The 16,030-nt window shown below is 65.9% G+C and carries 10 protein-coding genes and 2 pseudogenes; 2 read left to right on the plus strand and 10 right to left on the minus strand.

From position 1 onward, the window contains the following. Positions 1–3: 3 nt before the first annotated feature. From lnt to FO488_RS04335, 8 genes and pseudogenes are all read right to left on the minus strand, one after another. A pseudogene (gene lnt / locus FO488_RS04300) lies at positions 4–1,574 on the minus strand (apolipoprotein N-acyltransferase). Next, a pseudogene (locus tag FO488_RS04305) lies at positions 1,571–2,427 on the minus strand (hemolysin family protein). The pseudogenes lnt and FO488_RS04305 overlap by 4 nt, the downstream one beginning before the upstream one ends. A gap of 187 nt (positions 2,428–2,614) precedes the next feature. Then, positions 2,615–3,358: a diacylglycerol kinase gene (locus FO488_RS04310; RefSeq protein WP_149209409.1), complete on the minus strand. Its 744-nt coding sequence runs from the start codon at positions 3,356–3,358 to the stop codon at positions 2,615–2,617. Then, positions 3,319–3,693 (minus strand): rRNA maturation RNase YbeY, encoded by a 375-nt coding sequence (gene ybeY, locus FO488_RS04315; RefSeq protein ID WP_240732179.1) that lies wholly within the window; start codon positions 3,691–3,693, stop codon positions 3,319–3,321. The genes FO488_RS04310 and ybeY overlap by 40 nt, the downstream gene beginning before the upstream one ends. Further along, positions 3,680–6,049 (minus strand): HD family phosphohydrolase, encoded by a 2,370-nt coding sequence (locus FO488_RS04320; RefSeq protein WP_370514314.1) that lies wholly within the window; start codon positions 6,047–6,049, stop codon positions 3,680–3,682. Before FO488_RS04320 ends, ybeY begins: the two co-directional genes overlap by 14 nt. A gap of 211 nt (positions 6,050–6,260) precedes the next feature. Next, complete coding sequence (locus FO488_RS04325; protein ID WP_149209411.1) at positions 6,261–6,542, minus strand: DUF503 domain-containing protein; 282 nt, start codon at positions 6,540–6,542, stop codon at positions 6,261–6,263. 42 nt (positions 6,543–6,584) lie between these two features. Continuing rightward, positions 6,585–6,872, minus strand: a complete 288-nt coding sequence (locus tag FO488_RS04330) for a hypothetical protein (protein ID WP_149209412.1) — start codon at positions 6,870–6,872, stop codon at positions 6,585–6,587. 119 nt (positions 6,873–6,991) lie between these two features. Continuing rightward, positions 6,992–7,390 carry a hypothetical protein gene (locus FO488_RS04335; protein WP_149209413.1) on the minus strand — a complete coding sequence of 133 codons (399 nt, stop codon included), beginning with the start codon at positions 7,388–7,390 and terminating at the stop codon, positions 6,992–6,994. A 600-nt stretch (positions 7,391–7,990) separates the two neighbouring features. On the opposite strand from FO488_RS04335, the gene FO488_RS04340 reads away from it, so the two are divergent. After that, a complete protein-coding gene (locus tag FO488_RS04340; protein WP_149209414.1) occupies positions 7,991–9,637 on the plus strand; it encodes a methyl-accepting chemotaxis protein in 1,647 nt (548 codons plus the stop codon). Between the two features lie 143 nt (positions 9,638–9,780). Beyond that, positions 9,781–13,242, plus strand: a complete 3,462-nt coding sequence (gene metH / locus FO488_RS04345) for a methionine synthase (RefSeq protein ID WP_149209415.1) — start codon at positions 9,781–9,783, stop codon at positions 13,240–13,242. A 176-nt stretch (positions 13,243–13,418) separates the two neighbouring features. On the opposite strand, the gene FO488_RS04350 is transcribed toward metH, so the two are convergent. Together FO488_RS04350 and FO488_RS04355 are read right to left on the minus strand one after the other, a co-directional pair. Next, positions 13,419–14,072, minus strand: coding sequence for an outer membrane protein (locus FO488_RS04350; protein WP_168205879.1), 654 nt, complete (start codon positions 14,070–14,072; stop codon positions 13,419–13,421). 189 nt (positions 14,073–14,261) lie between these two features. Continuing rightward, positions 14,262–15,965, minus strand: coding sequence for an Ig-like domain-containing protein (locus tag FO488_RS04355; protein WP_149209417.1), 1,704 nt, complete (start codon positions 15,963–15,965; stop codon positions 14,262–14,264). Between the last annotated feature and the right edge of the window lie 65 nt (positions 15,966–16,030).

Raw genomic sequence — 16,030 nt, forward strand, 5'->3', positions numbered from 1 at the left:
ATGTCAGTCTTTCCGCTCTAACCGCTTCTCTCGCCTGAACCGGGCGAACAGCACCACGCCCAAGGACAGGATAGCACAGAACCAGGCCGGCGCGTCGCCTATTTTCAGGTACAGGGAATCGCCGCTGCCCGGCTGGACCTCGCCGGTGCACACCGCTTCCTGGAAGATGCCGCTCATGGCGCTGATGTGGCCGTTCTGATCGACGATGGCGCTGATGCCGGTGTTGGCGGCCCGGACCAGCGGCGTGCGGGTCTCCACGGCGCGGAACACCGCGATGGAAAAGTGCTGGTAGGGGGCCGAGGAGCGGCCGTACCAGGCGTCGTTGGTGATGTTCACCAGGAGGCGGGCGCCGTTGTTCACGTACTCACGGGCCAGCTCGGGAAACACCCCCTCGTAGCAGACCAACAGGCCCGCCCGGCTCTTGCCCACGTCCAGCGGTGTAGCCCGCTCGCCGGGCGAGAAGTCGCCGATGCCCACCACCAGCTTGTTGACGAAGGGGAGCAGGCGTTTGAGCGGCACGTATTCCCCGAAGGGCACCAGGTGCAGTTTGTCACCCCGGGCGCGGGTCTCGCCGCTGGGGGCGACGACAAAGGCGCTGTTGAGAAAGGTGCGGGTGCCGCCACGCAGTTCGTGGGCCGGGCTGCCGAAGAGCACATAGGCGTTGATCTCCCGCGCCAGGGACCGGATGCGCTCCGCCTGGCGGAATTCGTCCTGGAAGAAGAACGGCGCGGCGCTCTCCGGCCAGACCACCAGATCGGCCCCGCCACGGGCGGCCTCGCGGGTGAGCCGTTCGTAGATATCCATGGTCCGCCCCTGAAAGGCCGGGCTCCACTTCACGTCCTGATCGATGTTCCCCTGGATCAGGGCCACCCTGAGGGGCGGGGCGGCGCTTTTGTCCAGCCCGTTCAGGCGGCTGAAGCCATAGAAGAGGGTGGCGGCGAACAGGATCAGGAGCAGCAGGGCGCTCTTGGCGGGATAGGGGACGCTGGCCCCGGAAACCGCCCGCAGCACCCGGTACAGGACCACGTTGGCCAGCACGATCAGCAGGGTGATGCCGTACACGCCGCTCAAGTCGGCAATCTGGATCAGCGGCAGGACGCGGTACTGGGAGTGCCCCAGCATGGCCCAGGGAAAGCCGGTGAGCAGGAAGGAGCGGAGGAAGTCCAGGGCCACCCAGGCCACCGGCAGGGTGAAGACCGGCTTGATCCCCCCAGTTCCCCATAGCGGGCGATCAGGGTGGCCAGTCCGTAAAACAGGGCCAGCCAGGCCGCCAGGGCGAGGTAGAGCGGGATGCTGACCGCCCAGGGGAGGTGGCCGAAGTGGGTGACGACGATATTGATCCAGTACAGGATGAGGACGTAGGCGGCCAGGCCGCAGGTAAGGCCCAGGCGGAAGGCTGTGCGCGGGGACGTCCCTTCCAGGGAGATCATGAGCGGTATCAGGGCGACCCAGGCCAGGAAGGAAAACCCGGCCGTGGGAAAGGAGAGGGCGATCAGGACGCCGGAGGCCAGGGCAAAGAGCCCGGGCCGGTCGAAGCACGCCGCCAGTCGGGTCCGCAGGGAGGAAGAGGTCACTCGTCACCCTGCTCTCTGCCGTCTGCCGGGCTCAGACGTGCGATGCGGACCTGTTTCACCTTGCGCTCGTCGGCGTCCAGGATGGTCAGGTGCAGGCCGGCCCCCGCCATGGTGTCGCCGATGGCGGGGATCTTGCCGGTCAGGTGGAAGATCAGGCCTCCCACGGTGTCGAACTTGTCCCGTTCGATCGCCACGTCGAAGTGGTCCTCCAGGTCCTCCACCGGCATGCGGGCATCGGCGGTGATGGAACCGTCGCTATTGACGGCGAAGAGTTCATCTTCCCGGTCGTACTCGTCCTGGATGTCCCCCACGATCTGTTCCAGCAGGTCTTCGATGGTGATCAGCCCCGAGGTGCCGCCGTACTCGTCGATGACGATGGCCAGGTGGACCCGTTTGCGCCGGAACTCCTGGAGCAGTTGTTCCAGGTCCTTGGTTTCGGGGATGAAATAGGGGGGCGGATGATGGTGCGCACCTGGAGCTGCTCCTGGCCGTTGCCCCAGAATTTGAGCAGGTCCTTGGCGTAGAGCAGACCGATGATGTTGTCGGTGGTGTTCTCGTACACCGGGATGCGGGAGTGGCCGCAGGCGATGATGGTTTCCAGCATCTCGGGGATGCCGGCCTCCACATTGACGCAGGCCATGTCGGTGCGGGGGACCATGATCTCGCGCACCACCGTGGTGCGCAGCGAGAAGATGGAGCGGATCATCTCGCTCTCCTCCTCGTTGACCAGCCCTTCCTCCTCGGTGGCCTCGATGAAGTCGTGGATCTCCTCTTCGGTGATCTTTTTGCGTCCGGTCACGAACCGGGTTACCAGGTCGATGAAACCGGACTTCTTACTGCCGCCTTCTTCCACTTCTTTCCCCTCCTTCGGCAGGTTGGTGAAAAACAGCCATCTCGCCGCCTTCCTCGAAAACCCTTTCGTGCGGCGTAGCGCCCGGCCTTCGCAGCCAAAGCTGCTTCGGCGGAGTAGGCCTGCTACGCCTCCTCAGGGTTCTCTCCGGGTGAGACGATCTGACTATTTTTGACCAACCTTTGTATAGTTATCCGAGCAGTTTGAATAAAAATAACACAATCAGGGTGAGCCCCGCCCCGAGGCACGAGCCCGCCACCACCTCGCCCGTGGTGTGGATGCGCATGAACAGCCGGGAGTGGCTGACCATGAGCGCCAGGGCGATGGACAAGAGCGAGATCAGCGGGTCCCGGGAGTTGAGCGAGGCCGCCGTGGCGATGGAGAAGGCCACGGCGGCATGGCCGCTGGGGGCGCCGCCGTGCAGGGGGGTCCCCTTGCCGATCAGCCCCTTGAGCATGATTACGACGATGATGACGATCAGGATCGAGACCATGGTCCCGATGTCCGAGGGTGCGCCGAACATGGCGAGAACCTCCCCGTATGGCGGCAGGATGTACTTGGCCAGGATCAGGTAGCCCATGATGGCGGCCCCGCAGGCGGCCACCAGGACCGCGCCGGCCGCCGTGTCCTTGGCTATCTTGGCCAGGTGGTTGTAGCCGGGGGACACCAGGTCCACCACCGCCTCCACCGCCGTGTTGATCAGTTCGGCGAAGAGCACGAACAGGATCGAGAGCGCCAGCAGGGCGAATTCCAGGGGGGTCACCCGCAGGAAGAGGGCCGCAAGGAGCACCACGCCGGCGGCGATGAAATGGTTGCGCATGTGTTTTTCTGCGCGAGCCGCGTGGATGATCCCTTCGATGGCGCAGTTGACCGAATCGATGAACCGGTCGGGCTTTACGGGTTCAGGAACCCTTCCTTCTTCAGAAGATTGAATAACTCCCTCTCCTTCTTTTCCATTCGCGCCGCTTCGGCCTCGCCGCTCCGTTCGTGGTCGTAGCCGCGCAGGTGCAGGATGCCGTGCAGCAGCAGGAAACAGAGCCGGTCGAAGGTCTCCATCCCTCCCTCGGCCGCCTCGCGGGCCGCGGTGTCCGCCGAGATGACCACGTCCCCCAGGGCGTGGGGCGCGATGCCGGCGAATTCCCCCTCCTGGAGGGAGAAGGAAATGACGTTGGTGGGGCGGTCCTTGGCCAGGTACTCCCGGTTGATGACGCGGATGGCGCGGTCGCCGACGATGGAGACGGACAGCTCGGTCTCGTCAGGACATGCCAAGGCGCTTAAGATCCTCTCCGCCGCCTTTCTTAGGCGGGGCGCCATGATCCGGTGCCGTCTCTGGCGGTTGTTCAGCTGTATCTGCACTCGCGTGGTCTCCGTTTCCCGGCTTGCCGTGCTCGCCGGTTTTATGCTCGGCCTTCTTCTGGCCGCTGCTCCGCTTGTAGGCCGGCTCGGGGTAGTCGATCCGGTGGTGGAAGATGCCGTTTAAGATGCGGTTGAAGCTCTTGGCGATCTCATGGAGGTTCTTGAGGGTCAGTTCGCACTCCTCCAACTGGCCGTCCATGAAGATGTTGTTGATGATCTTCTGCACCATCCCCTGGATGCGGTCCGGGGTGGGGTTGACCAGGGTGCGGGACGCCGCCTCGACGCAGTCGGCCAGCATGACGATGCCGGCCTCCCGGGTCTGGGGTTTGGGGCCGGGATAGCGGAAGTCCTTCTCCTCCACCGTCTGGCCGTTGGCCTCGGCCTGGGTCTTGGCCCGGTCGTAGAAGAACTTGATCAGCCCGGTGCCGTGGTGCTGACGGATGATGTCGGTGATCGGCTGCCCCAGGTGCCGCTCCCGGGCCAGCTCCGACCCCTCCTTGATGTGGGAGATCAGGATCAGGGCGCTCATGCTGGGGGTCAGTTTGTCGTGGCGGTTCTCCTCCCCCCCCAGGTTTTCGACGAAATAGAGCGGCTTGGAGATCTTGCCGATGTCGTGGTAATAGGCGGCCACCCGCGCCAGGAGCGGATTGGCGTTGATGGACTCGGCGGCCGACTCCACCAGGTTGCCCACCACCACGCTGTGGTGATAGGTGCCGGGCGCGCGCACCATCAGGTCCCGCAGGAGCGGGGAGTTGAGGTTGGCCAGTTCCAGGAGCTTGATGTCGGTGGTGTAGTGGAACAGCGTCTCGATGAGCGGGATGAAGCCGGACACGAGCCCGGCGCTCAACACGCCGCTCACCAGGGCGAAAAAGACCACGTAGAGCGTCTGCATGCCGAACAGGGTGGCGCTGGAGGTCTGAAAGGCGAGGGCCATGGCCAGGTTGACCACCGACACCTTGAGGCCGGCGGTGTAGATGGTGCTCCGGTCGGAACACTGGCGCACCCCGTGGGCCCCCACGATGCTTCCCAGGAGGGTGTAGATCACCACCGTCATGTTGCTGTCGAACATGATCCCCAAAAGCGGGGCCAGGATGGCGCAATAGACCAGGGCCACCTCGGAGTTGATGAAGATGCGCACGATCATGGGGCCGGCGGCAAAGGGGAACAGGTAGAAGAAGGAGGCGGTGTCGATGTCCGGGAAGACCGGGCCGAGGCCGTGGGTGATGAGGATGGCGATCTTGAAGAGCAGGAAGCTGCCGATGATCAACAGCGATATGATCAGGATGTCCTTGTTGGTCGGATTGAACTTGCGGATGTTCTTCAGGGCGAAACGGTAGGGGAAATAGAACAGCACCACGATCAGGGCGAAGATGCCGACGGCCGAAGAGAGGCGGCTGCCGCCCCGGTTCTCCTGGAAGATGGTTTGCAGTTTGTGGGCCTGTTCGGGACTGATCCGCTCCCCGATCCGGACGATCATCTCGCCCTTCTGGACCTTGAAGAGCACCGGCCTGACCGTCTCCATGGCCGTCTTGGCCCGGGCCTCCGACGCCTCGCGGTTGTAGAACAGGTTGGGCAGGAGGATGCGGGCGAGCACGTGGGCGATGGCGCTCCCGTCGGTGCGGTCGTTCTGGCCGGAAAACTGCCAGGAGAGCACCAGCCTGCGGGCTTCACGGATCTCGGTGAACTCCAGGGCCACGTCGCTGTCCTCCACGAGCTGGCCGTTGTCGTTGATCAGTTCCACACCCCTTCTGGTGTCGGTCTGAAAGGCCTTGCCGTCCAGGACGATCCGGCGGCGGTACAGGTCGTTCACCATGCGGCCGGCGTCGGCCAGAAACACCTTGTCCGCGGCGATGTGGGTGAAGGCGTGGACCTCCGCCTCGTTCAGCTCCGTATCCAGAAGCGGCACCAGGAGGGCGCGCCACGCGTCGGTGCTCTTCTGGCTTTTGGCCGCCCGTTCCTTGCGGACCGCGCCGACCACCTGCTCGAGCTTGCCGATGATGTAGGAGGGGACGCGGTCGCTCACGTTGTAGACCACCGGCGCGCTGTTGCCCGCCTCCTTGCGGCGCTGCTCGGTCAGGGCGTGGTCCTCCACCAGGTAGTCCTGGGGGGCGCGGATGTCGGAGGTGGCGATGTCCCCCGGCTTGAATTCGGCCGAGTGGAACCGCTGCCCCGGGAGCAGGATGAGGGTCAGGAGGAGGGCGGTCGTCACGAGGAGGATAAACCTGTTCCGACGGGCCGTCAGGGGGTTGGAGAACCTTCTCACGATCACGTCCAGGAGGTTCGATCCCAGTTTGCTCAGGTATGTCAGCGTATGTTGGCCCTGATTATCGGCAGGTTGATGGGGCATAGGGGGTCGTTGGTCCGGCTGGCCCCGCTGTGGGGTCCATGCAATATAAGTATTTGAAATAAGATTTAAATATACCTTGCATGAACCGCAGTGTCAATACAGCTCTTTATGTGGCGGGGGGAGGGGGCGGTTTTTACACCAGGCTTATGTCCGCGGCCGTGATCTCCACGTCGGGCCATCCCTCGTAGAGCCACTCCTCGATCCGCTCCAGCACCTGCCGGGCAATGAGCTTGTCCGGGCCGACCGTGACGAAGGCCAGCACCGCCGCGCCCGGCGCGTCCTGGCGGCCGACCTCGGCGCAGGCGGCGTTGAAGCGGTTGCGGCAGCGCCCCAGGATGCTCTTGACGATGCCGCGTTTTTCCTTGAGGGAGCGGGAGGGCAGGTCCAGGTGGAGTTCGAGACAGAAGATGAACATGGGCAGGCCTCTGGGTGTCCCCTGCGCCCGGGAGGAGGTCCCTCACTCCTCCCGCAGCAGCGCCCGGCATGTGGGACAGCGGCGCGGTTTGCACAGGGATGAATAGAATACCTGGGCCAGGGGCGCCTCGCAGTTCGGACAGCGGAAGACGTTCCGGGCGACGAGGATGATCACGGCCAGGGAGGCGAACTTGAGCAGGTTGGTGCGATTGGCGCCATGGTCGCCCGGCGCGGCGGTCAGGCGGAAGACGACGGCGAGGACGACCATGGCGGCCATCATGGCGAGGTAGATGTTTCTTCTCTTCCGGTACGTGCTTTGGATCTCATCCATGGCGGGTCTCCGTCGGGAGGGGGAGGATGTCCCCTGGGTACGACGCCATTCTCCCACACGGAGCCTGTTCCGTCAATGCGGAAGCGCACGGGGCCACGATGGCTGACCGCCGGGCGCCGTCACCTCTTGTAGACGATGATCTCGTGCCAGTTGTCCCTGCCCGGCTCGACCAGGATGGTCTTGCCGCCCACGTATTCGGGGGAATCGATCTCGATGCTGTAGTCGCCGCGGTCGAACGGCTCCGTCACGCTGAAATTGCCGATATGGTCCGTGTAGGCGCTCGACGGCGGCGCTTCGTGCGTCTTTTTCCTGAGCACGACATGCACGTCGCTTACGGGGGTCACGCGGTCCTCCCGCAGGACCGTGCCGCTGATGATGGTGGGCGCGGCCGCCGTCGGTCCCGCGGCAGTGCCGGCGGCCCCGGCCGGCCCGGGAGCGACGTTGCCCCGGTGGAGGCAGCCGCTCAACGATGCACAGGAGATACCCAACAGTATGGCGATGATGATTTTTCCGAACATGGCGCTCTCTCTTGTCCTCCGACTGATCGTCTCTTCCCGGCCGGCGCGCCACATGCCACTGCAACGCGGCGTGCAGAGGGGAGTGACCGGCCGGACCCGTGTCCTCATTAGAACGAGTATACACCCTTCTACCCCAGGAAAAGGTATATTTCAACAGCAATTTCAGTATGTTAAAAATTTTAACACTTTTGGGCGGTGTTAAAAAAAGTAACACTTTTTGATGCGGCCCTATAACATGTTGTTATTGTAAGGTAAAAATAGTATGGTGCAACCTCCCGTCCCTCCTGTTTGTGGCATTTTGATACGCCGTCAGACGGACGGGTCCCGTCCGGGCCGGGCAGGATGGGCAACCCCTGCGACATTTTTTGCAGGGAGGGACATTGGTTGCCTCTAATAATACGCGCAATTTCCATATGTTTTGCGGTTTTCCTGGGCCGGCCAGGCAATTTCAGTCGCACATGTATACAGCATGTACACTTTGCAAATTACTAAAATATTTAGATAAAATTGTCTTGCATCTTTGGCGCGCGAATTGCTGACCATAATGGGCAGGAACGGTTCGGGAACGTGCGTGATGATCATAAAACCGTGGAGGTTGAGATGAGCGTGTGGACGGATATGAAGGTGAAAGCGAAGATCATGACGCTGGTGCTGGCGAGTTGTGCCGCGCTGGTGCTGGTGGGTGGCTTCGGCGTGGTGAACATGTCGCGCATGAACGGCGACGAGGCGGAGCTCAAGGACGGCATGCAGCAGACCGCGCTCTTGCAGGACTTGAAGAACGGCTTCCTGGCCATGCGCCTGGACGTGGTCTACATGCTGGCGCTCAAGGATGCGGCCCAGATCGGCGAAAAGGGCAAGGACTTTACCCTCCAGATCGAGAACGTCCGCAAAAAGCTGACCGAGGTGGAAAAGACCGATCTGGATGCCAAGGAGAAGGAAGAAATCGGGGCCTTCCGCCAGGGGTTCGAGGCCTATGCGGTCGAGGGCACCAAGCTGGCCGACATGGCCAAGGCCGCCCACGCCTCGGGCGACGCGGCAGCCATAGAGGCGGCCCTGACCTTCGCCACCGGCAAGGTGGCCCCCCTGTACGCCAAGCCGGCCCAGGTCGTCGCCGATATGGTGACGGACAACATCAAGGGCGGCGAAGACACCTACCGGCACAGCAGCGATAATTTCCGGCGCATCCGGCTGGTGCTGCTGGCGGTGGTGGCCCTGGTGGCGGCGGTCTCCCTCTTGGGGGGCAACCTGATCGCCAACTCCGTATCCCGCCCGCTCCAGGCGGTGCTGGATACCCTCCGCGAGGTGGCGGGCGGCAACCTGGCCATCCGGTCCGCCATCGTCAGCAAGGACGAGATGGGGATGCTGGCCCGCGAGGTGAACGGCACCGCCGAGAAACTGCACGGGATCATCTCCATGGTGGCGGGTAACAGCGCCCAGGTCGCTTCGGCGGCGTCCGAGCTGCACGCCACCGCCGCCGAGATGGCCACCGGGGCCGAGCAGATGGCGGCCCAGGCCGGTACCGTGGCCACGGCCAGCGAGGAGATGTCGGCCACCAGCGGCGACATCGCCCAGAATTGCCACCACGCGGCATCGGGGGCGCACCAGTCCAGCCAGGCCGCCGAGAGCGGCGCGGGCGTGGTGGAGAACACCGTCCAGGTCATGGGGCGCATCGCCAGCCGGGTGATGAGCACGGCCAAGACCGTGGAGAGCCTGGGGGCGCGCAGCGACCAGATCGGCGAGATCGTGGGGACCATCGAGGACATCGCGGACCAGACCAACCTGTTGGCGCTCAACGCGGCCATCGAGGCGGCCCGTGCCGGCGAGCAGGGGCGCGGCTTCGCCGTGGTGGCCGACGAGGTGCGGGCGCTGGCGGAGCGGACCACCAAGGCGACCCGCGAGATCGGCGAGATGATCAAGGCGATCCAGGGCGAGACCCGGGGCGCGGTAGGGGCCATGGAAGAGGGGGTCAGGGAGGTGGAGAGCGGCACCAGCGAAGCGGCCAAATCGGGGGCGGCGCTCCAGTCGATCCTGGAGCAGATCAACGCGGTGAACATGCAGGTGAGCCAGATCGCCACGGCCGCCGAGGAGCAGACCGCCACGACCAGCGAGATCAGCAGTAACATCCAGCAGATCAACGAGGTGGTGCAGCATACGGCGCGCGGCGCCAGCGAGTCGGTCATCGCCGCCAACCAGCTTTCCACCCTGGCCGAGGAGTTGCAGCGCCTGGTGGGGCAGTTCAAACTGTAAAAAGGCCGTAGGGCAGGGGCACTAAATGGGACGTATGGGTCTGATAAAGACTTATAGGTCCCATTTGTGTTATAACGTCTTCTTCCCGCAGGGGCGTATTGCATCGCCCCCTGCGGCCATACCTCCGCGTAAAGGAGCCCCGCATGTCCCCTTCGATCATTACCGCCCTTGGCGAACGCATCCTGGTCATGGACGGCGCCATGGGCACCCAGATCCAGGAACACAGCCTCACGGCCGACGATTTCGGCGGCCCCGCCTTTGATGGATGCAACGAGCATCTGACCCTGACCCGCCCCGACGTGATCAGCGCCATCCACCGGGATTACCTGGCGGCCGGGGCCGACATCGTGGAGACCAATACCTTCGGCGCCACCGACATCGTCCTGGCCGAGTACGGCCTGGAGGGGCAGGTCTTCGAGCTCAACCGCCAGGCCGCCCGGCTCGCCCGGGCCGCCTGCGACGCCGTGGCCACGGCCGCGAAGCCGCGCTGGGTGGCCGGCTCCATGGGGCCCACCACCCGCACCATCTCCGTCACCGGCGGGGTGACCTTCCCGCAGTTGGTGGATGCCTTCCGGCTCCAGGCCCTGGGGCTTCTGGCCGGCGGCGTCGATCTCCTGCTCCTGGAGACCGCCCAGGACACCCTCAATATCAAGGCCGGCGCCGAGGGGATCCGCCTGGCGTTCGGGGAACACGGCAGCCGGGTGCCGCTCATGATCTCCGGCACCATCGAGGCCAGCGGGACCACCCTGGCCGGCCAGGGGGCCGAGGCGCTCTACGCCAGCCTGGCCCACCTGGAGGACCACCTGGGCATGATCAGCATCGGGCTGAACTGCGCCACCGGCCCGGAGTTCATGACCGACCACCTGCGGGCCCTGGCGGGGCTGGCCGCCTGCCACGTGTCGGTCTACCCCAATGCCGGGCTGCCGGACGAGCACGGCCGGTACGCCGAAACCCCCGCGTCCCTGGCCCACAAGCTGGCCCGGTTCGTGGACGAGGGGTGGCTCAACATCGTCGGCGGCTGCTGCGGCACCACCCCGGCCCACATCGCGGCCATCGCCCGGATGGTGGCGGGCAAGGCGCCCCGTCGCCCCGGCACGGGACGCAGCCGGGTCGTGGCCGGGATCGAGCCGTTGTTCGTGGAGGAGGACGTGCGGCCGGTGCTGGTGGGGGAGCGGACCAACGTCATCGGTTCGCGCCGTTTCAAGAACCTGATCGTCGCCGAACAGTTCGAGGAGGGGAGCGAGATCGCCCGGGCCCAGGTGCGGGGCGGCGCCCAGGTGATCGACGTCTGCGTGGCCAACCCGGACCGGGACGAGGCGGCCGACCTGGAGCGCCTGCTCCGCTTCCTCCCCCGCAAGGTGCGGGTGCCGGTCATGATCGACAGCACCGACGCCCGGGTGATGGAACTGGCCCTGCAACGCCTCCAGGGGAAATCCATCCTCAACTCCATCAATCTGGAGGAGGGGGAGGAACGCTTCGCCCGGGTGGCGCCCCTGCTGCAGCGCTACGGCGGCGCCGTGGTGGTGGGGTGCATCGACGAGGACCCGCAGCACGGCATGGCGGTCACGAGCAAACGCAAGCTGGAGATCGCCCGGCGCTCCCACGACCTCCTGGTGGAACGCTACGGCCTGCGCCCCGAGGACCTGATCTTCGACCCCCTGGTCTTCCCGGTGGGGACCGGCGACGAGAACTACATCGGTTCGGCCGGCGAGACCATCGAGGGGGTGCGCCTGATCACCGAGGCCTTTCCCCGGTGCAGCACCATCCTGGGCATCTCCAACGTCTCCTTCGGCCTCCCCCAGGCGGGGCGCGAGGTGCTGAACTCGGTCTTCCTGCACCACTGCGTCAAGGCCGGCCTGACCTACGCCATCGTCAACACCGAGAAGCTGGAACGCTACGCCGCCATCCCCCCCGAGGAGCTGGCACTGGCGGAAGACCTGCTCTTCTGGCGCGGCAGCGACCCGGTGGCCGCCTTTGCCGCCCATTTCCGCGAGCGGGTTGCCGCGCCCCGCATACCGGCCGCGGCCCTCTCCCTGGACGAGCGTCTCCCCCGCTACATCGTGGAGGGGAGCAAGGACGGCCTGGCGGCGGACCTGGATGAGGCCCTGGCCCGGGGCGACAAACCGCTGGACATCATCAACGGGCCGCTCATGGCCGGCATGGCCGAGGTGGGGCGGCTGTTCAACGACAACCAGCTGATCGTGGCCGAGGTGCTCCAGTCGGCGGAATCCATGAAGAGCGCGGTGTCGCACCTGGAACCGCACCTGGAGAAGGCGGACAGCGCCGCCAAGGGGAAATTGCTCCTGGCCACGGTCAAGGGGGACGTGCACGACATCGGCAAGAACCTGGTGGAGATCATCCTGGGCAACAACGGCTTCCAGGTGGTCAACCTGGGGATCAAGGTGCCGCCCGAGGAGCTGATCGCCGCGGCGCGGCGGGAAAACCCCGATTTCATCGGCCTCTCCGGGCTTCTGGTCAAGAGCGCCCAGCAGATGGCCGTCACCGCCGCCGACCTGAAGGCTGCCGGGGTCGAGGCGCCCCTTCTGGTGGGTGGGGCGGCCCTGTCCCGCCGCTTTGCCGACAACCGCATCGCCGCGGAGTACGGCGGCCCGGTGCTCTACGCCAAGGACGCCATGCAGGGGCTGGACATCGCCAACCGGCTGAGCGACCCGGCCCAGCGCCCCGTGCTGTTCCAGGAGCTGGCGCAGCGCCAGGAGGAGTCGCGCCGCGAGGCCGCCGCCCGGCCCGTCGCCGCACCGGCGGCCCCTGCCACCGCCCGCTCGGCCACGGCCGCGGATTGCCCGCTCCCGGCCGTCCCGGATTTCCAGGAACACATCCTGCGGGAGATCCCCCTGGACCACGTGCTCCCCTACATCAACCGCCAGATGCTCTACAGCAAGCACCTGGGGCTGACCGGCGCGCTGGAGAAACTCCTGGCCGCCCGGGACGAGAAGGCGCTCAAGCTGCACGGCGAGGTGCAGGAGGCCATCGACCTGGTGCGGGAACAGGGGCTGATCCGCCCCCACGCCCTCTACCGCTTCTACCCGGCCGCCGGGGAGGGGAACGACCTGATCCTCTACGACCCGGACGGCTCCGGGACCGAGGTCATGCGCTTCACCTTCCCCCGCCAGCCGGGGGAGGAGCACCTCTGTCTGGCCGACTACGTGCGCCCCGTGGCCAGCGGCGAGCGGGACAGCGTGGCCCTGTTCGTCACCACCGCCGGCGACGGGGTCCGCCGCCAGGCCGAGGCCTGGAAGGGGGAGGGGCTCTACCTCAAGTCCCACCTGCTCCAGGCCCTGGCGCTGGAGATGGCCGAATGCACGGCCGAGTTCGTCCACCGGCGCATCCGGGACGCCTGGGGGATCCCCGACGACCCGGCCCTGTCCGTGGCCGCCATCATGGACGGCGGGTACCGCGGCATCCGGGTGTCCCCCGGCTACGCCTCCTGTCCCGAGATGGCCGATCAGGAGAAGATCTTCGCCCTGCTCCGCCCCGAACAGATCGGCATGCAGTTGACCGAGGGGCACATGATGGACCCGGAGGCGAGCGTCTCGGCCCTGGTGTTCCACCATCCCCAGGCGCGGTATTTTACTATTGGACGGTGAATTTTTTGGGGGGAGGGGGCTTGTCATGCCGCGTTGCAAGTGACAATTGGGATGGCGCTATTATCAACCACCCCCAGCCCCCCCTTATCAAGGAGGGGAGACCAGAGTGAACCACCCCCAGCCCTTTAAGACCTTAAAGGGTTGGGGGTGGTCAGGCAGCAGCAATTTCTACGTCATCAAAACCCCACCCGCAGGCCGAGCACCACGCTGTGGTTGTAATAATCCATCCGGAAATCCGTCCCGTCGGCCTCCCTGAGGTTGGGGCGGACCGCGCCGAAAAAGCGGTACCCCAGGTCCAGGTTCAGGTGGTCCGACAGGGCGTAATCGACCCCCAGCCCCGCCTGGTAGGCAAAGGTGAAGGCCGAGTCGCCGCTCAAGGGCTGGCCGGTCACCCGCAGGTCCGAGGCCTCGATGCGGGCGGCCCCCAGGCCGAGCCCCAGGTAGGGGGACCAGGACCGGTCGCCGAACAGGATGCCGTAGAAGTTGAGCAGCAGGCTGTCCGCCGTCACGTTGCCGCTCGCGGCCACGCTCCCCTCGGCAAACGTGGCCTTGTCGAGCCGGTTGCTCCGGTGGCTGTATTCCAGCTCGATGCGTCCCTCGCCCGCCGTATTGCCCGGCTCGAAGTCCCACCCCAGGACGGCGCTGCCCATGAGGCCCGGGTCGAATTTGAGGCTGAAATCCCCCTGGCTGTCGGAGCCCTTGGCGGACATGAGGGCGTTGCCCCCCAGGAATACCCCCCCATAGGGGCCCGCGTGCTGTGCCCGGGCCGGGCCGCACAGCACGAGCGGCAGGCCGAGGGCGATGATCATCAGGCCGATTCGTTTCATCATATTCCTTCCCTCATCCATAAAAAGAAAATTAAGTATGTGTCTCCGCGCCGTTGACGTAACGAAACGAACGGGCTGCACCAGCGGGGCCTCGCAGGGGCGGGGTGCCCCCGCCCGATGGCGATTTTTCCCGGTGCCGCTGCGGCTCTGCGGCAGGGTTTCCGCGCAAAGGTGCCGGCCCGGACCCCACGGCTAGGGCGCCTTGACCGTCACGGTCACGGTCTCGGTCTTGTTGCCGAAGGTGGCGGTCAGGGTCGTGGAGCCGCTGTTGACCCCCATGATCTGCCCCTGCAGTTGCTGGCTGTCCGCCGGGATGGCCACGTTGGCGTCGGCGGTCGTCCAGACCGTGTCCCCGGTCACGTCCGCGGTGGTGGCGTCGGTATAGGTGGCCGTGGCGGTGAAGGCGGTGGCGGAGCCGATGGTCAGGTTCGTGGTGGTGCTCGGACTGATGGCCAGGCTCTTGAGGGTTTTCGCCTTGACCGTGACGGTCGCCGTTTTGCTCGTACCGTCATATTCGGCGGTGATGGTGGCGGTGCCGGCGGCCGCGGCGCTGACCTGGCCGCTGGCCAGCCCGGTGGTGCCGATCGTGGCGACGGTGTCGGTGCCGGAACTCCAGGCGGTGGTGTCGGTCACGTCCTGGCTCGTCCCGTCGTTGAAAACGGCGGTCAGGGTGAAGCGGCCCGTGGTCCCGCCGGTCAGGCTCAGGCTGGTGGGGGAGATGGCCAGGCTGTTGAGGGACGGGGCGGTGACCGTCAGGGTGGCCGTGGCGCTCTTGGAGACCGATTCGGCGGTGATGGTCACGGAACCGCTCGCCAGGGCGCTGGCCCACATCACATTGCCCGACGGCGTGGTCAGCGAGGCGCGGCTCGCGTTGTCCACCGTCCAGGTGAGCGCCCCGGTGATGTCGCGCGTGCTGCCGTTGCTGAAGACGCCGGTGGCGCTGATGCGTCCGCTGGTCCCCTTGACCAGGGTCTGGCTGGCGAGGGAGATGCTGATGCCCGTCAGGGTGCCGCCCGTCACCGTGAGGGTGGTGGTGCCGCTGATGCCGCCCAGGGTGGCGCTGATGGAGGTCGTCCCAGGGGCGGAGGTCACGGTGCTGCCGCTGGTGGGGACGGGCGCCACGCTGGGGGTGGACGAGCCCCAGGTGACCTGGCTCGTGATGTTGCCGGTGGTGGCGTCCGAATAGGTGCCGGTGGCCGTAAAGGTGGTCTTGGACAGGGACAGGACCGAGGGGGCGGCCGGCGTGACCGCAATCGACTGGAGCACCGGCGCCGTGGCGGTGAGGAGCGTGGTGCCGCTCATGCCGCCGAAGGTGGCGCTGATGGTCGTGGTGCCGGCGGCCAGGGCGGTGGCCAAGCCCCTGGTGTCGTCAGCGGTGTCGCTGATGCTCGCCACGGCCGTATCGCTGGAACTCCAGGCGGCATCGAAGGTCAGGTCCTGGGTGGTGGCGTCGGAGAAGGTGCCGGTGGCCGTAAACTGTTTGGTCAAGCCCTTGGCGAGGGTCGGGGCGGCGGGGGTGACGGTTATGGTGGTGACGGTGGCCGAACTTACGGTCATGGTGCTGGTGGCCGACACGCCTCCCAGGGTCGCGGTGAGCACGGCGGTGCCCGCTCCCGTGCCGGTCACCCGGCTCGGGGTGGCCGCGGTCGCGAAGGCGGCCACGGCGGTGTTGCCGCTGGTCCAGGTCACTTTGTCGCTGATGTCGCGGGTGAACAGGCCCGAGTAATTGCCGGTGGCCTTGAGTCTGGTGGAGGTGTTCAGGGCGATGGTGGAGTAATCCGCCGTGATGGTGATGGCGGTGAGGGGGGTGAAGTCGTTCTCCCGGGACGCGGTCCCGTCCCAGCCGCAGCCGGAGAGCAGTGCCATGAGAAGAACCGGCCAGAGCAGGTTGCGCATATGCTTCCTCCAAAAAGGGGTGTGAACCGTGTGGTCGCCGGAGATCGTCTCCCGGCCTGCCGGGA

It is taken from the genome of Geobacter sp. FeAm09 (assembly GCF_008330225.1).
GTDB lineage: Bacteria > Desulfobacterota > Desulfuromonadia > Geobacterales > Pseudopelobacteraceae > Oryzomonas.